The sequence below is a fragment of the Sediminicola sp. YIK13 genome (genome assembly GCF_001430825.1).
Lineage (GTDB): Bacteria > Bacteroidota > Bacteroidia > Flavobacteriales > Flavobacteriaceae > Sediminicola.
This window is the reverse complement of sequence record NZ_CP010535.1, coordinates 3,300,974-3,326,504: the sequence shown is the minus strand read 5'-3', so window position 1 is coordinate 3,326,504 and position 25,531 is coordinate 3,300,974. Positions and strand designations below refer to the sequence as shown.

18 protein-coding genes are annotated in these 25,531 nt (G+C 41.0%); 1 reads left to right on the top strand and 17 read right to left on the bottom strand.

The window, feature by feature from the left end:
- Positions 1-2: 2 nt before the first annotated feature.
- Complete coding sequence (cyoE, locus tag SB49_RS14760; protein WP_062058138.1) at positions 3-902, bottom strand: heme o synthase; 900 nt, start codon at positions 900-902, stop codon at positions 3-5.
- 117 nt (positions 903-1,019) lie between these two features.
- On the opposite strand from cyoE, the gene SB49_RS14755 reads away from it, so the two are divergent.
- Complete coding sequence (locus tag SB49_RS14755; RefSeq protein WP_235537786.1) at positions 1,020-1,895, top strand: MBL fold metallo-hydrolase; 876 nt, start codon at positions 1,020-1,022, stop codon at positions 1,893-1,895.
- 80 nt (positions 1,896-1,975) lie between these two features.
- Here SB49_RS14755 and SB49_RS14750 read toward each other — a convergent pair whose 3' ends face one another.
- The 16 genes from SB49_RS14750 to SB49_RS14675 all read right to left on the bottom strand — a co-directional run bounded on the left by SB49_RS14750 (position 1,976) and on the right by SB49_RS14675 (position 25,525).
- On the bottom strand, positions 1,976-2,779 hold the full coding sequence (locus tag SB49_RS14750) for an energy transducer TonB (RefSeq protein WP_062058135.1): 804 nt from the start codon (positions 2,777-2,779) through the stop codon (positions 1,976-1,978).
- 132 nt (positions 2,780-2,911) lie between these two features.
- Positions 2,912-3,616: an energy transducer TonB gene (locus SB49_RS14745; protein ID WP_062058132.1), complete on the bottom strand. Its 705-nt coding sequence runs from the start codon at positions 3,614-3,616 to the stop codon at positions 2,912-2,914.
- A gap of 52 nt (positions 3,617-3,668) precedes the next feature.
- Positions 3,669-4,070, bottom strand: coding sequence for a VanZ family protein (locus tag SB49_RS14740; protein ID WP_145758404.1), 402 nt, complete (start codon positions 4,068-4,070; stop codon positions 3,669-3,671).
- Positions 4,063-4,443, bottom strand: coding sequence for a glycine cleavage system protein GcvH (gcvH, locus tag SB49_RS14735; protein WP_062058126.1), 381 nt, complete (start codon positions 4,441-4,443; stop codon positions 4,063-4,065). Before gcvH ends, SB49_RS14740 begins: the two co-directional genes overlap by 8 nt.
- A 126-nt stretch (positions 4,444-4,569) precedes the next feature.
- Positions 4,570-11,733 carry a T9SS outer membrane translocon Sov/SprA gene (gene sprA, locus SB49_RS14730; RefSeq protein WP_062058123.1) on the bottom strand — a complete coding sequence of 2,388 codons (7,164 nt, stop codon included), beginning with the start codon at positions 11,731-11,733 and terminating at the stop codon, positions 4,570-4,572.
- Positions 11,734-11,738: 5 nt separating this feature from the next.
- Positions 11,739-12,320: a Holliday junction branch migration protein RuvA gene (gene ruvA, locus SB49_RS14725; protein ID WP_062058120.1), complete on the bottom strand. Its 582-nt coding sequence runs from the start codon at positions 12,318-12,320 to the stop codon at positions 11,739-11,741.
- Positions 12,321-12,329: 9 nt separating this feature from the next.
- Entirely contained in the window at positions 12,330-14,627 is a 2,298-nt protein-coding gene (locus SB49_RS14720) for an NADP-dependent malic enzyme (RefSeq protein WP_062058117.1), read from the bottom strand.
- A 123-nt stretch (positions 14,628-14,750) separates the two neighbouring features.
- Complete coding sequence (locus SB49_RS14715; protein ID WP_062058115.1) at positions 14,751-16,085, bottom strand: MFS transporter; 1,335 nt, start codon at positions 16,083-16,085, stop codon at positions 14,751-14,753.
- A 208-nt stretch (positions 16,086-16,293) separates the two neighbouring features.
- On the bottom strand, positions 16,294-17,214 hold the full coding sequence (queG, locus tag SB49_RS14710) for a tRNA epoxyqueuosine(34) reductase QueG (protein WP_062058112.1): 921 nt from the start codon (positions 17,212-17,214) through the stop codon (positions 16,294-16,296).
- Between the two features lie 5 nt (positions 17,215-17,219).
- Positions 17,220-18,533, bottom strand: coding sequence for a cytochrome P450 (locus SB49_RS14705; RefSeq protein ID WP_335337894.1), 1,314 nt, complete (start codon positions 18,531-18,533; stop codon positions 17,220-17,222).
- Between the two features lie 71 nt (positions 18,534-18,604).
- Positions 18,605-19,627: a Holliday junction branch migration DNA helicase RuvB gene (gene ruvB / locus SB49_RS14700; RefSeq protein ID WP_062058106.1), complete on the bottom strand. Its 1,023-nt coding sequence runs from the start codon at positions 19,625-19,627 to the stop codon at positions 18,605-18,607.
- A gap of 64 nt (positions 19,628-19,691) precedes the next feature.
- Positions 19,692-20,519 (bottom strand): GIN domain-containing protein, encoded by an 828-nt coding sequence (locus tag SB49_RS14695; protein WP_145758403.1) that lies wholly within the window; start codon positions 20,517-20,519, stop codon positions 19,692-19,694.
- A 138-nt stretch (positions 20,520-20,657) separates the two neighbouring features.
- Positions 20,658-22,484: a cytochrome c oxidase subunit I gene (locus SB49_RS14690; RefSeq protein ID WP_062058100.1), complete on the bottom strand. Its 1,827-nt coding sequence runs from the start codon at positions 22,482-22,484 to the stop codon at positions 20,658-20,660.
- 40 nt (positions 22,485-22,524) lie between these two features.
- The gene (locus SB49_RS14685) at positions 22,525-23,586 is read right to left on the bottom strand and encodes a cytochrome c oxidase subunit II (RefSeq protein WP_062058097.1); all 1,062 of its coding nucleotides are present in this window, start codon (positions 23,584-23,586) and stop codon (positions 22,525-22,527) included.
- A gap of 33 nt (positions 23,587-23,619) precedes the next feature.
- Entirely contained in the window at positions 23,620-24,948 is a 1,329-nt protein-coding gene (locus SB49_RS14680) for a hypothetical protein (protein ID WP_062058094.1), read from the bottom strand.
- A gap of 16 nt (positions 24,949-24,964) precedes the next feature.
- Complete coding sequence (locus tag SB49_RS14675) at positions 24,965-25,525, bottom strand: c-type cytochrome (RefSeq protein WP_062058091.1); 561 nt, start codon at positions 25,523-25,525, stop codon at positions 24,965-24,967.
- Between the last annotated feature and the right edge of the window lie 6 nt (positions 25,526-25,531).

The window sequence follows — 25,531 nt, the reverse complement described above, 5'->3', positions numbered from 1 at the left end:
TGTTAAATAAATTTATCCACTACATAAACCACTTGCATCAATGTAATATAAGTGACACTTGCCAACATAAGATTTTTGGCAGATTTGTTATCCTTTCTTTCATAAAGTCGCATCGCGAAAAACAACATGCCCAATCCCATTGCAAAAATAAGGATTGCTGCTACAATGGACAATTGAAGTCTTCCCGTTATTCCGAAAACGGGAATAATAGAAATCACCATCATCCAAATAGTATACATGATGATCTGAAGCGCGGTGCCCTTGTCTTTTTTACCCGTGGGCAACATTTTAAAACCTCCTTTTTTATAATCCTCATCCAGCATCCATCCCAAGGCCCAAAAATGTGGGAACTGCCAAAAGAACTGTATCATAAATAGCGTTCCGGGCTCTATTCCAAACTCATTGGTTGCGGCAACCCATCCCAACATAAAAGGTATGGCGCCGGGAAAAGCCCCTACAAAAACAGAGAGGGGGGTCTTGGTCTTTAATGGTGTATAAACACTGGTATATAAAAAGATGGATATGGCGCCGAACATAGCTGTCTTCGGATTCAAAATATACAAAGGCACCAAGCCAACAATGGTTAAAACCACTGCAATGACCATAGCGGTTGTAACCGACATTCTTCCGGATGGAATAGGTCTGTTCTTGGTACGGTTCATCAAAGCGTCCAAATCCTTTTCAATAATCTGGTTGAAAGCGTTTGATGCACCTACCATGCAATACCCACCAAAAGACAATAAAAAAAGTGACAGATAACTAATCTCTACCGCACCAAGAAAGTATCCGGCGATAGATGAAAAAACCACGCTTACCGCCAGCCTAGCTTTGGTAATCTCTTTAAAATCAGCAAATATCAAAGACCATAAGGTGCTTTTTGCTGTTTGAACCGCAGTCTTCATCTAGAATTTTTAAAAGGAGTGCAAAGATAAGACCCAAATGATTTTTTTCCAACCTAATACAGGTATTTATGTTATTTTGAACACATAATACCGTCTACTTCTTTAAAACCATCTATTGTGAAGAAAATAATTATACGCTATCCTCTGTTTTTAGCCTTTTTTACCACATTTCTTAGTGCCCAGGAAAAAGAAGCAACAGTCACAGTTGACACCCTTTCCAACAATATTTATATGCTGACCGGAAAAGGAGGCAATGTTGGACTCTTTATTGGAGAAAATAAGGCCTACATGATCGATGACCAATACGATTATATGAGCAACTCGTTAAAACAAACGATAGCTGGGATAACCAACAAACCTCTCGCCTATTTATTCAACACCCATATGCATGGAGATCATACCGGAGGGAATTCTAATTTTAATTCAGAATCAACTACTATCATCGCGCACGATAATGTTCGAAAGCGTCTAAAAGACCAGGCTAAGGCAGAAATTAAGAACAACCCCTTGTTACCGGAGATGACCTTTTCTGAAGATCTTACCCTTTTTGACGGTGATGAGACCATTATGGCGTTCCATGTACATAACGCACATACCGATGGGGATGCGATGATCTATTTTCTAAAAGATAATGTATTACATATGGGCGACACCTATTTTGCCATGCGTTATCCATTTATTGATCTCAAAAGCGGAGGATCCGCGGAGGGCTACATCAAAGCACATAAAAAAGCTTTGTTATTGATTGATGAAAGCACCAAAATAATCCCTGGCCACGGTAGACCATCCAATAAAAAAGAATTGGAGACTTACGTTTTAATGTTAGAAGATATAAAAGCAACAATAACCGAGGAAATCAAGCAAGGAAAAACTTTGGATGAGGTAAAGAACAACATTGGAATTACCTCAAAATACGATGCGGTTCACGGCGGCGGCTTCATTAAGCCTGAAATAATCCGTGAAACATTCTATAAGAGCTTGGCAAATAAGTAGCCAAACCTATTGAACTAAAATACGGAAGTAAATTGATCAATTTACCTCCGTATTGTTGATATCACAACTAAGCACTTTTACTATTTTAATTTAAAATAGATAGGGATACTAAAAGGAACCCGTACAGCCCTTCCTCTTTGTTTACCGGGTGTCATTTTTGGGAGTATACCCATCAATCTTTTTGCTTCATCCTCTAGCACTGCTGAGGGTCCTCTCATCCTAATATTGGTCACTTCCCCAAACTCATTAATTTTAAAAACAACATTGACCCTTCCTTGAATATTATTTTCTACCGCAAATTCAGGGTATTTTAAATTATTGAGAATATGTTGCTGCATCATTTCGTTGAAACATTCCCTTTTATCTTTTACTTTTTCACAACCAGGAAAAATTGGGACATCCTCCAAAAGAATGAATGGAATTTCCTCGATCTCATCGGGCTTCTTCTCCACAAAAATATCATCAGGATTTAATTCAGGGTTATGTGAATCTTTCGAAGGGACTTGAATAAACTCTTTCCCTTCCTCAATCACGGCATCATTATCTACTTCCTTAAATTCGGTAGGATTTACTACTTTCTGGGTTTCTTCCGTGACTTTTAGCTCCTTCTCCACCTGGATCCTATCCAAGTCTGGATGGTATTCCAACAATTCGGGTACCATTAAATCGACCGTGGCTACTGTTTCGTCCAAAGCCCTAAAGGAAGCTTCCAATCCAAAATAGGCAAGAAGAAGAGCAATAATTAATCCCAATTGAAATCTGAGAAAGCCAGTTTTTTGTAAATTTGCATCGTGCTTTTTCCCTTTTGGGTTTGCACCATTGGCGACTTCTCTGGGGTACCCATTGCCGTGGGCACCACCAGTCTTTGATTTGTTTTCTTTCATAAGAATAGATTTAACGTTATAATTATGTTAAAACACAAGAAGTGTACCAAAAAGAAAAACCCTGGCCAAGGCCAGGGTTTTTTATCACTTCTAAAACAATCCCTTCTAATTAGGGTTGTCCTTATTATTATATTACTGTAGCTTAAAGGTAATTGGAATACTAAATGGAACCCTTACAGCTCTACCCCTTTGTTTACCAGGAGTCATTCTTGGTAATTTACTGATAATTCTTTCTGCTTCTTTTTCCAGGTTTTGGTCAGGTCCACGCATTCTAACGTTTCCGATACTACCATCTTTTTGGATCACGAACATTACACTAACTCTACCTTGAACCCCCATTTCTTGGGCAATTTCAGGGTAACGGAAGTTTTTACGGATGTGTTGTTGCATCATATCATTGAAACATGCTCTTTTATCCTTCTCGTTTTCACAACCTGGAAAAACAGGAACATCTTCAATAACCGCGAAAGGCACATCGATATCTTCTTCTACATCCTCTACTGCGATATCATCCACTTCAATGATTTCCTCTTCTTGGGAAGTTTCAGTAGATTTTATTACTGTCTCCTCAACCTCAACCTCATCTTCAACAACCGTAATAATCTCCGGTGCTGCTGGTGGTGGCGGTGGCGGCGGAGTTTTTATTTGCTCTGTCATTGGAACTTCTTCATCCAACATATCTTCTACGTTCATAGAAACGTCATAAGTAGTTTGTTCATCGTAAGTCTTCCATTCCAAAGCACGCCATATAATCAACATTACAACAGCTAAGCCTATAACAAAGTACATGCCGCTGTTTTTTGTCAAATCTGCTTTTGGATTCTTTTTTGGTTCCATATAGTTAGTTTTAAGGTTTGCTAATTTAATTATTAATTTAGTAAAAAAACAATTAATTTTTCCATTTTAACTGCCTTTTCCCAGAAAATACGAGTTTTATTGCCAGAGCCCCTACTAAAGCCCCTATGGTATTGGCCATTACATCAAATACATCTCCCTCTCTATCAACAGTTAACTCGCTTTGTAATACCTCAATAATTATACCATAAAGCACAACAGCGATAACAATTGTTAGAATTGATTTCATCATATCATTTTTACCCTTTGTTCTTTCCCTAATGAACAAAGCCCCCAATAGCGCCGCCATAAAATAAAAGATAAAATGAACCAGCTTATCCACAAAAGGTAGTTCAAATTCTGGTAAGTCGCCTTCTGAAAACGAAAATAAGCTGAGCAGTGTTATGAACACCATCCAGCTTATAAATGCAATTGTAAAGATGCTTTTCTTAAGCACCGATCAATTCTTTGTAATCGGCATCACTAAGTAAACCTTCAACCTCCGATAGGTCACTTATTTTTACTTTTATCATCCATCCCTCTCCGTAAGGATCGGTGTTCACTTTTTCCGGCTCATCTTCCAACATTGAATTGAACTCAATAATCTCTCCACTCAAAGGCAGAAAAAGATCGGAAACTGTTTTAACAGCCTCTACCGTTCCAAATATTTCTTCCTTATCCAAAGTTTCATCCAAGGTCTCTACCTCTACGTAAACAATATCTCCCAATTCCCCTTGGGCAAAATCTGTGATTCCCACAGTTGCAATATCCCCTTCAATCTTAATCCACTCGTGGTCTTTGGTATACTTTAATTCGGATGGTACGCTCATGTCTTTTAATTAAATGTTAGCCCCGCAAATGTATGGGATTTTGGTAATCTATTCAAAAAAAGTGGTCCATTATTAAAAAATCACAACTAAGACCAATCCTGGGCACAAAAGTGGGCTCTAAACTTCCTAGTTACCAAAATTATATCTTATGGTAAACCCTGTGTTTATTGTTGATTGTGGAAATGCTGTAGAAACTGCAAACTGCGAAAAAGAGTAATCATAAAAGAAAAGCGCATTCAAGGTTTTGCTCAACGCATAATCTGCCGTGAATTTAACCGAGAGCAGGTTTTGACCAGAGGTAATTTGATTGTTGGTAATATCCAAATTTCTTATAATGGTTACGTTATCCCTTAAGGTGGCGTCTGCCTTTAAATTGAGATCACCTTTGAACCGCTGTTTCTCACCCCCTATATTGGTCACCAACTTCACATCCTTAAATCTGTATCCCAAGCCAACAGTATACTCCTTTCCATTGATTTCCGTGAGCAGGTCGTTATCAAAACTCAGGGACAACGCCCTATCTGTTCGTACTTCCGCGACCACGCTCATAGAATTTTTCATTTCAAAATCGACCCTCATTAAAGGATTGAACTGATCTGTCAATACCACATTATTGATAATATTGTCCGGCAGAAAATCCCCGTTCTCAGGATCTATAGGAGAGTTTTGTTTCTCCAAATTGGTCTGAAAAGAATTGATACTATAAGCAGCCCTATATCCATGACTCAGGGAGAAGCGCTTAAACTTCTTCTTAAACCATTTGTTCTGCATTAAGCCGGTATACTTTATATTCCAGTTAGGAATTGGAATATCCCTAAAGGCATCCAAGTTCACCCTATTTACATCTTGTCCCGTGTAGGCCGCAAAAAAAGCCGGCAACAATACTTCTTGTTGGTTCTTCCCATATCGTTCCGGATAACCATCGGCATCCACTTGACCTGTTCCCTGTCCCCTATCGGACACCAATCTATTGGCAATAGTGATTCTGTTATTTTTAAACTCTTCAAAGCTTTCAGAGGTAAATTCATCACTTTTTCCAAAAGACGTACCTATCATGACTGTAGAGATACTAAAGTTCCCAAAGTTGTTCCCCAGTAAATTTTCATACTCAAAAGTACCGTCTCCCAACTCGTTGACCTTGAAATTTTCCTGATAGCTTTCTGAATATTGTCTATCAGCCACCAAATCTATGGTAAGATCTTTTATGGGCTGTGCCGTTGCGGTGATGTTCAACTGCTTGTTGGTACGTTCTATAAATTGTTGGTTGAACTCTGTAAAAGTGGTCAGCCATCCATTCCTGGCAGCCTCAAAACGCACATCGGCCTGACTCCCAAAAACAAAACCAATAGTTGGCTTGGCTGTACCTATAAACCCAATGGACCTGGTATATCCAGGAAGTACCTTCCCATTATTCTCACTGTAATTAAAATTGACCCTTTTTACCATGGTTAGGATATCCACGGCAGTATTGAATAGGCCACTGGTTTTCTTTTGTGCTTTTTGTTCTGCCTCGGCTTTTTTGGAAAGGTTGCCAGCTTTATCCCTCCTTGTGGAATTGACACTTACCACATCTTTGGTACTTCTTTTCTTCAGCCCCAAATAATCGTATAATTTTTGCATCCCCAAAGAGGCGGTAATCGTATGCGTATTGGCGTTTTGGATGGTATTGATGGACACGTTTTCCTGCCCCGGTTCCAATCGTGCTATTTCATTAAGTGCATCTCCGCCCCTTTGCCAATCAAAATTACTGGTATAACTGTATTGGGCATTGATAAAATCCAACGCTGGAATCTTGTTAAAAGGTACCTCATAGTTCAATTGCATCTGCTGTGCATGCCTGTTGGGCTCCCCAACATCCCAAAAACCATCCCACAAACCTAGGGCCGGATCTATTCCCGAATCCTCATTACCTGCCTCTTCAAAATAATTACGGACAATGTTATTGTTGGAAGCCGTTAAGTTCAATCGCAGCGATTTGCTCAGACTATAGTTAAGCGCATATTGCCAGTTAAAAAGATAGTTACGCTGCTGCAATACCGGAAGATCCAAAGATTCTACACCTGGTTCCAATACATCCCTAAAACGTTGTTGGTTAAAAGATCTGTTGATATTGGAATTGATGGCAATACTCGTTGGCAATAAGTTAAAGTTTAGATCTTTCAACCACTTTAAATACCTCCCGTTGAACAAAGAATCCTGCTTTGCGAAAGGAGCCACAGAGGCCGGCTTAAAGTTATGGCTGTAGACCATTCCCGTTACCACGTTCTGATCTCTTAACTCCGCAATTTCAAAATCCCTATGGTCTGTTTCATTATAGGAGTAATTAAAGGTGAAGTTTTCAACATCATAAAAATTTGCATCGGCTTCCTCTCCTCTATTTTTCCGAACCCCAATAAGGTTGATACTCGTTCTTTTTGTATAATCTTCTGCCTGCTCCTTAATAGCGTCGGCTTCGGCCTGGGTGCCGGCAGTAGCGACTCTGTCCTCCAATTTCAAATCATCATATACCGGATCAAATTCTGGAGTTATTAGTTGTTCCGATATTCCATAATTGAACGGCAGTTGAATTCCCCATTTTTTTGGCAGCAATTGCCCTACGTTCACATTGGTCACCACGTCATAGGAAATAGCGTCCTCCCTTGATCTCTCGTTCGGCATTTGATCTATGCCCCCAAAGCCTGAGGTGCTCCTGCTTCCCGTAGCCGAGAAGTTAGCAAAATCTGCAATATTGGCATCCACGGCAGCCACGGCGGCCCATCCCCCATTATTATCCAGACCGGCAAGTCGCAATTCATTGAACCAGACCTCACCTCTAGCAGGCAAATTATCAATGTTTTTAACCCCCACCATAACACTCCTTAAACTCCCCAAGGATGGGTTACCCCGTATTCCAATACGAGCCCTTCCTGCTGTTCTCGGTGCAAATTCATCGACCGCTACCACTTCCCCATCCACAATTTCATAGTAATTGACCGTACTCAAGGATTGGTTGGATATACCCAAAGACTTCACCCTGGAGAGGTCACTCAAAGCGATGTCGATCTCATTCACCTCTGGCCAAATGTCAGTATCCAAGGAAGACCCGAAAGGGGTAAATTGCAACGGAAGTTCTATTTGATAAAAGTTTTGACTAAAATCTGTCCCCATTCTAAGGAATCCCACCAAAGGGGTTTCGTCATTGGTATAATCACTATCCACAATTTTCTCGGCATGCATGAACATCTTTAAACGCTCATACTGTCTTATATCTATATTCACATTTTTGAATACTCCCCTTGAATCTTCAGATTCCAAATTCTCTACCACAAAGGAAAGGGATTGTTCGTTTTGGCGAATTATAGTATTGTTATTGTTCAATTGCTCCCTGATGACTCCAGGAGGAAGAACATATGGTATAGGCGTTCTTCCATTGTTTTCTTCAATATTCACCGTATTCACATCCACAAAGGTACCGTCATCAGCAGGGTTGTTATCTACCTCTGGCTGCAAGGAATTTGTGTAGGTACGCCAATCCCCACGAACCAGATCCAAGGTCGCGAAACGAAGGACCACATTATCGGAGAAATTAGTGAGGTACATACGCATAAAGCTAATGGACCTAAAATCACTAATACCTCCAACAGCATCAGTAAAATCACTAAGTGGAATTTTGTATTGTATCCAACGACGGTTCAATGTTGTACCATTGGGCAATTGAGGGGTGACCCCTTCTTTTATATCGGTTACGTATTTGTCGTTAATAGTGGTATTTGGCTTAATGGCGATACGATATTCATAATAACTATTGACCGTATTCATGGTAAGGTCCCTATCTATATCCTCCACATCGGGCAAGGTGGTGGAACCCCTGTTGGTATTGGTGACCTGCACGGGAGAGTTTCCTTGCGGATTGTTAAAATCCAAATATCTATTTAAAATGTCCCCATCCCTATTCAGGTAATATTGGTAGTTATCCAGGGCAGGGTCATTTGCGGGGTTGTTGGTATAGATTGATCCTTCTGCAGCATCATCCAGACCATCAAAACCTAAATCCTGTAATCCCCTATTGGTTTCATTGGTATCAAAAGCATATACCAAAGATTGGGTTGCAGGTACTTCTCCCCAAACAGTAGGGGTTACCAAATCGTTGCTATTTACGCCCGGCAAACCATTCTCATATTGTTTTCTCCCGTCTTTTAGTATATCCTCAGAAATGTTTCCAAAGTTGAAGACCAATTCCCCACTGGAGGTGGTGCTCCCGTCCACATATGGATCCAACACCCAAAACTGGACGAACTCCACATTGGACTGCTCAAAATTGGTACTGCTCAAGGAACGCATGATTCCTCCCCATTTAGAATTTGGCTGTTCTCCAGCAAAATTTGGATTGTCGTTGTATGGCCCTTTTGCATTTGGGTAATAAGAAACATCCAATGTGCTCTGAATCGTTGTTTGTCCTTGGGCAATATCTACTTGCGGAAAAACCTCATCAATAAATACCCTCCTTGTCGGATTGGTAGATACATCGGAATCTGTAATTCCTGAAGGTCTTTGATTGGTGTAAAAAATGGGATCGATTGTATACCATGCCATTTTTGCCCTTTGGTATCCTGTTTCCAATCCGCTCTTTCCATCTGCAAATTCCACCGGGGTACTGGCCAGAGACCAACCTAGGGAAGAACGAATATCTATAAGGGATTGTGCCCCCTCAAAATCATCTACGTACGTTGTTGTTTCTCCTTCAAAATCTGCATTTTTAGGCGATCCGGGCTGTAGCCAAGCTATCTCCCCTCTTACCGATACGTTAGAAGGCACATCGGTATCTATATTGGGTAATTTATTGGCCAATCTTGTAAGGAATGGCACTTCGGTAGAAAAATTTCCGTTAACGCCAAAAATACTATTGTTTACCGGCTCCACCCCATAGTTCGATTTTTGGGTCAAGGGACGTTCATTAAGGTTCAACAACGTGGCACCCAATAGAAAGTTCTTATTGAATTGGTGCTCCACATTTACTCCTGTAAACCTTCTGCTCTGTTGGCCGAATACCGCGTTGTTCTCCACGGAAATATTAATAGGGGTATTGGAAGCCTCCAAGCTTGGATCTAAGATCTGCACTGTTCCCGCTTGGTAGTTTACGGTGTAATCTATCCCTTCCTGCAATTGGCGACCTCCCGCAGTTACTCTAACCGACCCCTGGGGTACGTTAAAGGCTCCGATAGGAATACCATTACTGCCCTCCGATTTATACTGACCTTTAAGAATAAACTTGTTCTTATCTGCGTCCTGGAGTGCTGCCGCCTTAGTGATGGCATACATGTTCCTAAAGACATATTTCTGTTGGTTCACATTGTATCCCTGACCATCATTTACGTCATAGGTACCGCCTCCCAACGTTTCAAACAAATATTCGCCAAAGGGTTCTACCTTGGTGAAAATAATTCTTCCCGATTGGGTATCCACGGTAATCCCGGGTACAAAATCAAAAAAACCATCCCCTCCGCTTTGGACATCGTTGTATGCGTTCAATCGGTCCAGGTTAAAAACATCCAAAAGAATGCGTTCTTCCAATGGCTTAGGTGTATTGGGCCAACCAGCCCCAGGTGAATTATCTACTGGGGTAATGTAATTTCTTGGGGTAGGATCTGAATATAAAATGTTCAATTTGAAATCGTCCTGACTCAATTGAAAAGCACCTGTGGAATAGATGTTTTTCATCATTAAGTCCCATATAGGATCTATGACATTGGTAATATTACTCTTTAAGAGCTTCAGCACTAAGGTGTTATTGTTTATTGCCGGACTTTGTGCCCCTGAAGAAACAGTGGTGGCATCTATACCCCCATTGGCAAATTCACCTACTTGATACACCTCCCCATTGAAGGTATATTGATAGGCAACGGCCAAAACCTCATCATTGCTCAAACGTTGATTCAAAGAAACATATCCCAATTGTGTACTGAACTGGTAGTCCCTTCCATTTTCCAATTTCCGGGCATTCTCCAAGATGGCATAATCAAACCCTTGGTTGACATCATATCCCGGTATATTAAATCCATTATCTACAGTGGCTATATCCCTCACCTGAGAAGTTAACGCACCCCCATTGCCTATTAAGGCCGGATCGTAATCATTCGCATTGTTCCTCGGTAAATCTCCAGCGGAAGAGGAATTAAAAAAACCTGGCGGGTTACCGTTGAGCCTACCGATTCTAGTTTTGGAAGGCACCGCCTCCCCAAGATCCTGTAAGGCCACAACATTTCTTACATTTAAAGTCTGCTGACTTCTGTTGGTCACCCATACTTCGAGCCTGGTAATCTGTACCTGGCTTCTGATAAATGGGTAATTTTCTAAGGCCCTATCGTAGTTGTCCCTGAAATACTGGGATATAAAAAAATGCTTGTCCTCATCATAGTCGAGCGAGGATAGGGAATAATCGTTCAATGTTCCCCCACCTTGAGCTACTACGGTATTACTTTGTGAGCGCTGTTCCGAAAAAACAGCAGTTACACTGGTCTTTCCGAATTGCAACTTCGTTTTTACCCCAAATAAACTTTGAGCCCCCGTTATCAAGGAGCTATTCAATGGCATATTTACGTTTCCAACTTCAATGGATTGGATAATATCATCCTCTGTGGGCGTATAATCCAGCTTTACCAGATTTTGAAAATCAAATGTGGCCTCGGTATCATAATTGGCGGTAACCTGCAGTCGCTCTCCAATTTTACCCAACATGCTCAAACTTATGCGTTGATCAAAATCAAAGGACAGGTTGGTACGATTTCGGGGGGAAAGTGCAGGATTGTCATTCTTTTGCCAAATAACACCCAAGTCCATGGCGACAGATCCCTGTGGGATCACCTCAATAGTATTGCCCCCAAAAATTGATTCAAAAAAATTATTGTTGACGTAAAAGTTGGGGAGTAAGTTTTTGCGAGCCTCCTCACTTCCAGCTTTCTTTCCGGAATAGGCATCCCTCTTTTCTTTAAAATACGATTTCATATCCTCCTTTTTCACCAGGTCCTGGTACTGCTCCGGAGTTAGAATGATCGGGTAGCTGATATCGTATTTCCCGACACTTTCCGTGTAGATATAACGATCCAATTTGGGATCATAGGTATACTTTGCTACTATGCTATTGGGGTCCTTCATCAAAAGTCTCCCGAGGGCCACTCCTGTTTTTGTGGAATCTACTTCTTGCTCTTCCGTTTCTTGGGCTGAAGTAGTTTGTAGGGTCGTCATAAAAATGACACCGATTAGTGAAAGCTTAAATAGAAAAGATGAAAGAAATGATTTTGCCCCTGTTTTCAAACTTTTTACAAATTTTTAAGCGCCAGTTTTATTATATTCTCGACGCTTAGTGAGGGATCTTGACCCAAAACTTTATCCACCACTTTTTCTGCTTGTTTACGGACAAATCCAAGAACCTCTAATGCTGATAACGCTTCATCTTTGTTTGTATTGTTTGAAGTAGCCGAAACTTCATCTATATCATAAATTTTGAGAATTTTATCCTTCAAATCCAAGATTACCCTTTGGGCAGTTTTTGCCCCGATCCCTTTTATTCCCTGTATTGTGGGGACATCACCAAGAGCAATTGCGTCCCTAACTTGACCGGGTGACAAGGAGGATAACATGGTCCGTGCCGTACTGGATCCTATCCCCGAAACAGACAATAAAAGTCTAAATATTTCACGTTCAGATTTTTCGGCAAATCCAAATAAGGTATGCGAATCTTCCTTCACCTGTAAATGGGTGAAAAGCATGATGCTTTCCGAATCGCCAATTTTGGAAAATGTATGTAAGGAAATATTAACAAAATATCCTACCCCTGAGCACTCAATGACTACATGGGTAGGATTTTTCTCAACTAATTTCCCCTTTAAATGGGTCACCATAAATGTTGCTTATTTAGCCTCAGATTTTGCTTTTTTTCTTCTTTCTCTTTCTTGCGCATCCACAACGGCTACGGCGGACATGTTGACAATTTCATCAACGCTGGCCCCCAATTGCATGATATGGACAGATTTACTCAACCCTACCATTATTGGGCCTATAGAATCTGCCTTATTCAATTCCTTCAGGAGTTTATAAGTAATGTTCGCCGATTCCAAGTTAGGAAATACCAGGGTATTGACGTTCTTCCCTGCCAGTTTGGAAAATGGAAACTTGCTTTGGTGCAATTCCTTGTTCAGGGCAAAATCGATCTGTACTTCTCCATCTACCACCAAATCAGGATTTGATTCATGCAAAATCTTGACCGCTTGCTTTACCTTTGCTGCATGGGTATGGTTGGAAGAACCAAAGTTGGCATAGGACAACATGGCCATCACAGGCTGAAATCCGAATGTTTTTGCAACGTTGGCGGTCATCTTGGCTATCTCTGCCAATTCTTCCCCATTAGGATCTATATTAATGGCGGTATCGGCTAAAAACAAAGGTCCACGATCTGTGATCATAATGTTCACGGTAGCAACTTTCTTCACGTCCGATGCCTTACCAATAACTTCAAAAATGGGCTTTACCACGGTTGGATAGGCCCTTGAGTATCCAGAGATCATACCATCCGCATCCCCTTCCCTCACCATCATCGCGCCAAAGTAATTACGCTCCCGCATTTTTATGCGAGCTCCGTATAGGCTTACGCCACTTCTATTCCTTGATTCGCAATATTTTAGTGCATATTTATCTTTGGTAGCACTGGATTCATCGCTATTGGGATCTATAATAGGCACGTCTGCATCAAATTCCAGCTCTTTTTTAAGCTCCAGGATAACCTCTTTTCTACCCAATAAGATAGGTATGGCGATCCCCTCGTCATAGCTGATCTGCGCTGCTTTTAATACATCCAAATGATCTGCCTCGGCAAATACGATCTTCTTCGGATTGGATTTTGCCCTATTATGTAGCAAACGAACCACCTTATTATCATTTCCGGATCGTTGCAAGAGTTCTTCCCTATATTTATCCCAATCTTCAATTGGCATTTTGGCCACACCACTCTCCATGGCTGCCCTTGCTACTGCTGGTGGGATTTCTGATATAAGTCTTGGGTCAAATGGCTTAGGGATAATATAATCCTTCCCGAAGGTCAGCCTAGTTTCACCATAAGCAATATTCACCTGTTCTGGAACAGGCTCTTTGGTAAGTTCGGCCAATGCCTTAACTGCCGCCATTTTCATTTCCTCATTGATCTTGGTGGCCCTAACATCTAACGCCCCTCTAAAAATAAATGGGAATCCAAGCACATTGTTCACTTGGTTAGGATGATCTGACCTTCCTGTGGCCATGATGATATCTTCCCTCGTCTTGTATGCTATTTCATAGGCAATCTCAGGATCTGGATTGGCCATTGCAAAAACGATAGGGTTATTGGCCATGGACAACAACATCTCTGGACTTACGATATTGGCAATGGAAAGACCTACAAAAACATCGGCATCTACCATCGCTTCCTCCAAGGTGTCAATCTTTCTGTCGGTCGCAAATTCAAGTTTCTCCCCTGTGAGGTTATCCCTATCACTTCGGATTACCCCTTTGCTATCGAGCATTACAATATTCTTACCACTGGCTCCGAAGGCCTTGTACAATTTGGTACAGGAAACGGCCGCAGCACCGGCACCACTGATGACGATACGTACGTCCTCTATTTTCTTTTTGGTAATCTCAAGAGCGTTTAGTAAAGCGGCAGCAGAAATTATTGCTGTTCCGTGCTGATCATCGTGCATTACAGGAATATCCAGTTCTTCCTTTAGCCTTCTTTCAATTTCAAAGGCTTCGGGAGCCTTGATATCCTCAAGATTGATTCCGCCAAAAGTTGGGGCTATCATCTTAACAGTCTCTACAAATTTGTCCACGTCCTTGGTATCAATCTCAATATCTATACCATCGATATCCGCGAAAATCTTGAAAAGAAGACATTTACCTTCCATTACTGGCTTGGAGGCCTCTGGCCCTATATCACCCAATCCCAAAACCGCGGTTCCATTTGAAATGACCGCAACTATATTTCCTTTGGCTGTATATTTATAAACGTTATCCTTATCCTTTGCAATTTCCAAGCAAGGTTCCGCCACACCAGGGGAATATGCAAGACCTAAATCCCGCTGTGTCGCATAAGGTTTCGTAGGAACAATCTTTATCTTTCCAGGTTGTGGCTTGGCGTGATAGACCAAAGCTTCCCTTCTCCTTTTTTCTTTGCTCATATAAATGTGAATTAAAAAATCAAATTTAAAGGTAATCTTTATAAAAGCGTAAAAAGATCTTAGTTTTATCCAAACAAAATGAGCTTCCCAGGCTGAAGCACAAAAGTATTTTCTAATTGAATATTATGCCTCAACGGATTCTTTGGCTCGTGAAACGTTTAATCTCAGCGCCAGCACTGCGGCAATTATAAAAAACACCCCAGCAAAAAGGATAGCGTTAACAGCATTTCCGCCCAAGAGATATTTATAGATGGGACCAAATGTCAACGTTTCAATTCCCATGGGAATAACAATCATCATGTTCAAAATACCCATATAAACCCCACGTCTTTCTTGTGGAACCACTTTGGAGACCATGGTATATGGTATGCCCATCATAGCGGCCCATCCAATACCAAACAATACCATTGGAACAAGCACCAATTTTGGATCACCAATGAAAGGAATGGAGAATAGTGCCAAGGCCACACCCACTAAACTTAAGGAGTACACTTTTTTACCCCCAAATTTCAAAGTCAAAGGGACCAATGCCAAGGCGACGATCATGGTGACAATGTTATAAGTCAAACTCATTTGGGCCGATTGCGAGGCAGCTTCAGAGATCCCATAATCCATGGTGAGCATGAAGAGAGGAGTTATGTACTGCCAGTATACGAATAACGCGTACCATTGAAAAAGATAGACTGCACCTAGCTTCCACATGAACAGCGGCATCTCCCTTATAGCGCTTACAATTTCCGCAAAAGGTTTTGCTATGCGTTGGCCTATTGGCTTTTCCCTGGTTTCATTGATTTCAGCCAATTCTTCCGCAGTCGGTGGAATTTCAGGAGTTTTAAATACAGACCATAATATAGTCGTAATGGAGAGCATGCCTCCTATATAAAACGAATAATAAATCCATTTAGGAATCTTTCCTGCAGTTTCAACGGTATCGGCCCCGAAGATATACTGGAACAGTACAATTGATCCCATGGCCAAAAGAATTCCGGCACCCACAAAAAGACTTTGCATTTGATAGCCAAGACTCAATTGCTTTTCCGGTAATTTATCACCGACAAAAGCACGGTATGGTTCCATGGCCATATTGTTACCCACGTCCAATATCCATAATAGCCCTACTGCGAACCATAAGGCCGGACTAGATGGAAATGCGAACAAGCACAAACTGCCAATAATGGCACCGATCAAAAAGTAGGGCTTACGCCGACCCCATTTTGGAGACCATGTCTTATCGGACATGGCACCAATAATAGGCTGAATGATTAATCCAGTTACCGGTCCTGCAATATTCAAAATAGGAAGCATTTCTTCCGATGCGCCCAGAAATAGAAATATGGGGTTAATTGCGGTTTGTTGCAATCCAAAGCTGTACTGGATACCCAAAAAACCAACATTCATATTAAAGATCTGCCAAAAACTCAATTTCGGCTTTTTTATCATTGTCAAAATCTTATCCATGTGCACTAAAATATGTTACGTTTTCAGCCTCTTCGTTCGTAGACGGACAACTATACGGTTATTATGATTTGTTAATTTTCTTGGACAATTCTTGAGGAATTCACAAAACCCACAGTCCCCGAATATAGTATAATTAGTTCCTTCTTAAAAAAAACTTAAAAAGAAAATCAAAATTTACCTTACGAAAACGATGTAGTGAACTGCTGTTTTATTTCAGAAAATCAATATTCCTTGTCAAACCAGAAAATTTGGTTCGTTTCACTGCTGATTTTTGAAATACTTTTTTGAAGACGTCCTCGGTAATTTCTTCCCAGTCCTTTTTTGTCATCGACAATAGATCTGGATGTGGATTAAAAAGGGGTTCGTTGTGGGATTTAGAGAACCTGTTCCAGGGGCATACATCTTGGCAAACATCACAGCCAAACATCCAATCGTCCATTTTCCCCTTAAAATCGGACGGTATCTGATTCTTTAATTCTATGGTAAGATAGGAAATGCATTTACTGCCATCCACCACATATGGCTCCACAATGGCTTGTGTGGGACACGCATCCAAGCAAGCGGTACAAGTGCCGCAGTGGTCCGTAACTTTTGAGTCATATTCCAGATCCAAGTCGACAATCAGCTCAGCTATAAAATAAAAGGACCCCACTTGTTGGGTCAATAAATTGCTGTGTTTTCCAATCCACCCCAATCCGCTCTTAGCGGCCCATGCCTTATCCAAGACGGGTGCGGAATCTACAAAGGCCCTCCCGTTCACTTCCCCTATTTCCTGGGTGATAAATTCCTGGAGCGACTTCAGTTTGGTTTTTATGACATGATGGTAATCTTGTCCATAGGCGTATTTTGAGAGCTTATAACTATCGTCGTTTTGTTCTTTCTGTGGATAATAATTCAGCAGCAGTGAAATGACGGATTTGGCCCCATCGACCAGTAATCTCGGGTCTAAACGTTTATCGAAATGGTTTTCCATATACCCCATTTCGCCATGCATATTCTTATTGAGCCATTGTTCCAATCTGGGCGCCTCCTCTTCCAAAAATTCGGCTTTTGATATGCCGCATGACAAGAAACCAAGCCTTTTGGCTTCGGCCTTTATAAGTTCGGTATGTTTCTGAATGGTGCCCAAATCAATTATCGTTCTTCAAACAATAAAGGTACACACTTTGGCTTCAATGATATCAATGGATTGATTTCCACTTTTTCCAAAGAGGTTTTGATTTTGTATTTTTTAATAATTTCCGCTACTGCCAGGATCATTTCGTACATAGCAAAATTATTGCCAACGCACATCCTGGGCCCTGCCCCAAAAGGATAGTAGTAATCACTATAATCCTTCTTATCCGTAGTATTGAATCGACCGGGAATAAATTCGGAAGGTTTTTCCCAAAAATCGGAATATCTGTGTAGTTCGTAAACCGACATTAAAACCAAGGTACCCTTTGGCAGGGATATGCCCTCAAAAGAATCATCTTCTATGGCAATCCGATCTATCACATAGGCCGGCGGGTACAAACGCAGGGCCTCTTCCAAGCACTGTTTTACCAATTGCAGCTGCATGGCACCTTTCATGAGATCTATCTCGGGATCCTCAAAATCTACCTTAGATACTTCCTGATAAACCTGTTCCTGGATTTCTGGGTGACTTGCCAGTAGAAACAAAGTAAAGCTGAGGGCATTTGCTGTTGTCTCATGGCCCGCAGTAAAAAGTATCAATACCTCATCAATCAATTGTTCGTCAGACATGGGCGAACCATCTTCATAACGTGCCTTGAGGAGCATATCCAGGAGATCATCTTTTTCCAGACCGGCAGTCCTTCTTTCCTCTATGATTTCCAAAAGCAACTTTTGACCTTCCTTCGCCATGGCCAGGTGCCGGTCTATTTTGCCGTTTAACTTATACCACCATCGCAAATAGGGCTGTCTCATCTCTTTGATCAGCATGCGTTGATTCTCTTCCGTAATATGTTGCAACTGGGACATTTTGTCCCTGATGTCCGTACTGCTAAAAAGGGATTTTGCTACCACTTGAAATGCCAGGTCCCCCATGAGTGGAAATACATCCTCTTCTGTATTGGGTTTTATCCGCTGGAGTTCAAAACGTATGGCCTCCCTAATGACCCCCATTAAATTATGCAGCTTCTTTTTGTGAAAGGCCGGCTGCACCATTCGCCTATGAACCCGCCAATGTTCTCCATTGGATGTTAGGATACCATGACCAATATATTTGGCAAGATCCACCGTTTGAAGGGGTGATTTTTCGAATTTCTTATGCTGCTTTTGCAGAACGTGCCTTATGAGCCCTGGATTTCTAGTAAAAAGAACCGTTTCCTTGGTTGTTAATTGCACTTTGAAGGAATCCCCATGGGCCTCAAAATTTTCGTGGTGAAAGGGCAAGGGATTTTTTAGGATTCTCCTTGCATTCTTTAAAACTTGAAACCTGGACACTAACTTCAAACTGTTCTTTTGATTATGGGACTTTATGCCTAATTATTATGATGGACTACTCAGTATTGCGATTAAAAAAGTCCGCCTTGGACATTCCCTTTGATTCTTCCCAAATGTTTATAGGCCAATTCTGTAACTTCCCTACCTCTAGGGGTACGCATGATAAAACCCTGTTGAATCAAGAAAGGCTCATATACCTCTTCTATGGTTTCTGCACTTTCCGAAACTGCTGTTGCCAGGGTGGTGATCCCTACGGGACCTCCTTTAAATTTATCTATAATGGTCGTCAATATTTTGTTGTCCATTTCATCCAAACCATGGGCATCCACATGTAATGCCTTTAGCCCAAAGCGCGAAATTTCCATGTCTATCTTTCCATTACCCTTAATTTGGGCAAAATCCCTCACCCTCCTTAATAGGGCGTTGCAAATTCTAGGGGTCCCCCTGCTCCTTCCAGCTATTTCAATAGCGGCTTCTTGGGTGATTGGGGTCTTTAATATTTCTGCACTGCGTTCCACGATAGTAGAAAGCAGTTCCGTGGAATAATATTGTAATCTACTCTGAATTCCAAAACGGGCGCGCATGGGCGCTGTCAGTAAACCTGAACGGGTGGTAGCTCCTATAAGGGTAAAAGGATTCAGATTGATTTGTACAGATCGGGCATTTGGCCCAGATTCTATCATAATATCTATCTTATAATCTTCCATGGCGGAATACAAATATTCCTCCACGATCGGACTTAACCTGTGTATCTCATCTATAAAGAGAACATCTCTTTCATCCAAATTGGTCAACAAGCCTGCTAAATCCCCTGGCTTGTCCAGCACGGGGCCTGAAGTCATTTTTATACCTACCCCAAGCTCATTGGCCAAAATGTGGGCTAAGGTGGTCTTCCCTAAACCAGGAGGACCATGAAACAAGGTATGGTCCAGCGCCTCCCCTCTTAAATTGGCGGCCTGAACAAAAATCTTTAAGTTTTCAAGAACTTGTTCCTGACCCGTAAAATCGTCAAAGGAAATGGGGCGCAAGGCCCTTTCAATATCAAATTCTTCGTTGGAAAGATTATCAGCCGTTGGATCTAGGTTCTCATTCATATACCTACAAAGATAATGGAAAATGCCACTACTTCTTTAGGGCATGGATCGTTAATTTAAAGCTCTAGTCCTTTCTTTTGATTAACTCAGAAGTATCCAAAAACTCCAAAATAGTTATCTTGGGATTGCTATAGATATAGGTCTTGGAAGAACCGCTGGTAGTCAGTTCCAACTCATCCAAAGCCCTTAAATAGGCACTCGTTGCGTTTTCCAATTTAGCCTTAACGGTTTTTGCTTCATATCGCTCTGCTTTGAGGTCGGTATTATCAATGGCTTCTATTTGTACCATATCTACCGAGCCTTCCATACTAGCCGAAGCATTAGAAGACAATTCTATAAAACTAGATTGGCCCACTGAATAAATTCTGGCATCTGCCCTATCCTTCATATTCACATGTAGGGAGTCCGCTGCGAAATTGAAGTCCCCTGAACTTTTCTCCTCCATTTGTACACGCACCAATGCAGCGCTTGCATTGACTTCCATCCTTGCAGATTTCAATACTTGAATATCCAAAATATCAGTTGCAATAGATTCTTTGGACACCATTTTCCCATCTTGTTGAACAAGCCGCACCAAATCTGTGTAATACACGGTAATCTCCAATTTCTTTCTGGATTGTATCTTGTAAAAAGAAGAAATGTAAAGGGTACTATCCTCCACTTTAAACTTCAGAACATCCATGAGATTATCGTCTGCCACAACTTTGTAGCCTTCCATTGGGGCTCTCACCAATTCAATTTCCAAATCGTCCTTTAGCTCTATGGCATTAAATGCCGATAATTCCTCCTTTACCTCGGCAACGCTCCTATTGCCCTTTATTTTCGGTTTTCTCTGTGCCACAACACCTACGTGAATCAAGAGCAACAGAAATACAGTTAATTTCTTCATCATTTTAATTTTTACCCAGCTGGGCTTTTTATTACCAGTATTAAAGATATTATAAAATAGTATAATACCTATTCATTAGCTATGGATATAAAAAAACCCCCAACTAATTTTAGTTGGGGGTTTTTACTTTATCTTAAAACCTTAGTGGTTCATTTCTTCTTCATTCTCCTGCAACGGGGTCGTTTGTGGAACGAAATCCTGTCCAGGTATTATGTATTCCCCATTTTCATAGGTCTTACTGTAATCATAAGCCCAACGGTGTACTTCCGGGATTTTTCCTGGCCAGTTACCGTGTAAGTGCTCTACAGGAGTAGTCCATTCCATGGTGTTAGATTGCCATGGGTTCTGTACAGCTTTCTTACCGTAGAATATACTGTGTATAAAGTTGTACAAGAAAACGATCTGAGCCGCACCTGCGATAAGTGCGAACGTAGTGATCAATATTTGAACATCGGTAAGATCGTCAAACATTGGGAATGCCGTATTTTGATAGTAACGTCTTGGAACACCGGCCATCCCCACAAAGTGCATTGGGAAGAATACCCCATAGGCACAAATTGCAGTGATCCAGAAATGAACATATCCTAGGTTTTTGTTCATCATTTTTCCAAACATCTTTGGGAACCAGTGATATACACCAGCGAACAGACCATAAAGTGCAGAGATACCCATTACCAAGTGGAAGTGAGCTACTACAAAATACGTGTCGTGAACGTTAATATCCAACGTACTATCACCAAGAATAATTCCTGTTAAACCTCCACTGATAAACGTGGAAACCAAGCCAATTGAAAATAGCATGGCGGGGTTTAGTTGAAGGTTACCCTTCCACAAGGTGGTTATATAGTTGAAAGCCTTTACCGCTGATGGTATCGCAATCAATAGGGTTGTAAATGTAAATACCGATCCAAGGAACGGGTTCATTCCTGAAATAAACATATGATGACCCCATACAATAGTTGATAAGAACGCAATGGCCAAAATAGAAGCAACCATTGCCCTATATCCAAAGATAGGCTTACGTGCATTGGTAGACATCACTTCGGAAGTGATCCCCAAGGCAGGCAACAGAACAATATACACTTCAGGGTGACCCAAGAACCAGAACAAATGTTCGTATAATACAGGGGAACCACCTTGGTAGTGCAACACTTCTCCTTGGATAAATATATCCGAAAGGAAAAATGATGTTCCAAAACTTCTATCCATGATCAGCAACAAGGCTGCTGAAAATAATACCGGGAAAGATATCACCCCGATAACTGCCGTTACGAAGAACGCCCAGATTGTCAATGGTAATCTTGTCATGGACATCCCTTTGGTACGCAAGTTTATCACCGTAACGATATAGTTTAGAGATCCAAGTAAAGAGGAAGCAATAAAAATCGCCATGGAAGTTAACCACATGGTCATTCCCATTCCAGATCCTGGCTGTGCCATTGGCAAAGCGGATAAGGGAGGATAAACCGTCCACCCCGCAGCTGCCGGTCCTGATTCCAAAAATAGGGAGCCGATCATTATCACCGAAGACAAGAAGAACAACCAATACGAAATCATATTCAAAAGACCAGAGGCCATATCTCTCGCACCAATCTGCAAGGGAATCAATAAGTTACTAAACGTACCACTTAGGCCCGCCGTTAAAACGAAAAATACCATGATGGTTCCGTGGATGGTCACCAACGCCAAATAGACATCAGCATCCATTACTCCTCCAGGTGCCCATTTACCCAATAATGCTTCAAAGATTGGGAAAGATTCACCGGGCCAAGCCAATTGCATCCTAAACAATAAGGACATTGCGATACCGATAAATCCCATAATCAAACCAGTAATCAAATACTGCTTTGCAATCATCTTATGATCTTGACTAAATATATATTTAGTAATAAAGGTTTCTTTATGATGATGCCCATGATCATCTGCGTGATCCTCTACATGTGCTTGTGCGTGTGCTGTTGCAGACATAATCCTATTCTTATTTTATATTAATTTTCTTTTTATAGCCTTATTCCTGGATTGAAGCAATTGTAGCCGCAAATGTCTGCTGTTCAGCCATCCATTTGTTGTAATCCTCTTCAGATTCTACAATAATCTTCATTTGCATGTTGTAATGTGATTTTCCACAAATCTTATTACATAGCAATATATAATCAAATTCCCAAGGATCAGAGTTGGGCAAACCTTGGGCCGCTCTTTCAGCCCTGATACCATTTACTCTTTTCACCTTATCCACTACGTCTGGATTTAGACGCATTTCTTCTGTTGTAATGGTAGGAGTATAGGAAAATTGTGTAATCATACCTGGAACACAGTTCATTTGAGCTCTAAAGTGTGGCATATATGCAGAATGCAGTACATCCTGAGACCTCATTTTAAAGTTCACCTTTCTACCTACAGGCAAATGTAATTCCTTAACAATAATATCATCACCGGCATTTGGATCGGATTCATCCAATCCCATTACATTGGCTCTATCTATATCTATCATCCTTACGTTGGCCTCACCAAGAACATTGTCCTCTCCACCATATCTCGCTGTCCAGTTAAACTGTTGCGCATATAATTCAACGATCAACGGATCATCCTCATCATTGATATCCATGATGTTGGTCCATGTATAAAGTCCCCAAAGAATCAATCCGGCCAAAACCACTACTGGGATGATGGTCCAAATGAACTCCAAGCGATCATTATCAGCATAAAACAAGGCCTTTTTACCTTTTTCACCTCTATACTTGTACGAGAAGTAATGCAGTAAAGCCTGTGTCAACGTTTGAACGATAAAAATAATAACAAATGATGTTATCATCAAACTATCGTATTCCCCACCGTGTTCAGATGCAGCTTCAGGAAGCAATACTTTGCTATATTTCCAGAAACTAAAAATGGTAATCCCGTATAGGAATATCAAAAACGCAAACATAAGGTAACCATTATACTTGTTATCCTTGTCGTTTGCTATTTGCGAATTATCTGTCTTGATCTGAGACAATTCAAATATTTTGGTCATTTGCCAAATTGCAATTGCCACTAATACTAAAACAGCTATTGTTAATAATGCAGTCATTGTATGATTTGATATTATTCTTTAAAACTAATTCTAATAATGAAAATGCTTACTCTCTTCTATGAACGGGTTACGTTTTGGCTGCATTGCGGCTTTTGTCATTGCCCTAAAGATCCAAAATATAAACAGTCCAGCGAATAATAATACCGCTCCAATTTCAGGAATCCCAATATACCATTGATCCCCTACAGTAGAAGGCATTATCATATTAAATATGTCAATGTAATGTCCACATAATATAACAACTCCGGCCATTACAATAAACCAATTCATCCTTTTGAAATCGCTGTTCATCAAAATAAGAACAGGGAATAAAAAGTTCATGGCCACCATGCCAAAAAATGCTAATTTGTAATCCGCGATACGCGTCACGAAATAGGTTACTTCCTCCGGTATGTTAGAGTACCATATCAACATAAATTGAGAGAACCATAAGTAGGTCCAAAATATACTGATACCGAACATAAACTTAGCCAAATCATGTAAATGACTATTATTTACCTCTGGCAAGAAACCTCTTGATTTTAAATATATGGTAACTAATGCGATTACCGTAATTCCAGAAACAAACATACTGGCAAAAACATACCATCCAAATAGCGTGCTGAACCAGTGTGGGTCAACACTCATGATCCAGTCCCAAGACATCATGGATTCCGAGATCAAGAACAACACCAAGAATGCGGCAGAAACTCTAAAATTCTTAACAAAGTTACTGTTATCGCTTGACTCATCTTGACGTAATGACAATTTTCTTGAATACTCACGGTATCCGATCCAAATAGCCAAATAAATAGCTGCCCTGATCAGGAAAAAAGTTGGATTTAAGTAACCCGCTTTTCCCTGCAACAACTTATCCTCTGCAACTACTTCCGGATCCATCCAAACAAATAGATGGTTCAGGTGCATCGTGCTAAGTACTAAAATAACGAATACGATAATTCCTCCTGGGACTATGTAGGACGTTATCCCTTCCATTACCCTAAACAACAATGGGGACCACCCTGCTTGTGCTGCACGTTGAATTGCATAAAAAGCCAAGGTACCCAATGCCAACATCATAAAGAAAAAAGCTGCCACATATAGCGCAGACCACGGTCTGTTCTGTAATTGGTGCAACAAATGCTCGTCATGTGAAGAGTCATGTGCCTCGGCAGCAGTAGCTGCTCCATGCTCACCCTCTGTAGCGTGCATTGTTTCAGCTCCATGATCACTTCCGTGCCCATCGTCATGGCTGGCAACCATAGCTTTTGCTTCTTCAACATTGGACGGCATTGAAACGAATCCAACTCCAACACCCAGTGCGCCAACAACCATTAAAATAATTGAAGCAATTTTTAGTCTATTTGAAAAAGTGTACATACTCTAAATCTATGTATTATTTTGTTAAGTCTTGTTTCAGTTTCATAACGTACTCGGCTACTTGCCAACGCTCCTTATGATTAAGTTGGCCTGCGTAAGACCCCATGGAGTTTAACCCATAATAAATGGTATGATAAGTACCTCCAACGCTAATGTTACGTGCCGCATCGTCATAACTTGGGACACCCAATATCTTTTCACGCTCTACCAAAGTACCTACACCGTTCCCTTTCTCACCGTGGCAAATAGCACAGTAAATATTGTACAATTCCATTCCAACCTTCATATTGTCCTCTGTCTGAAGAGAATCCAATGGGCTAGCCTGTAACTTGGCCAAATCCTTACCTTCGGGACCATTCTCAAACTCATAGGGCATCCAGCCTCTAGGGATGGTATTGTCCGCAGGTAACTGAGCCTCCATTTGACGTGGAAGAAAATCTACCTTTTCATAGGTCTCATAACCAACAGGAACATACATGTTGGGCATGTACTGGTAGTTTCGGCTATTTTTATCAGAACAAGATGCTACTGATAAAACCAATCCTAAAACAATTACTATTTTGCTAAAACTGCTCATAATATT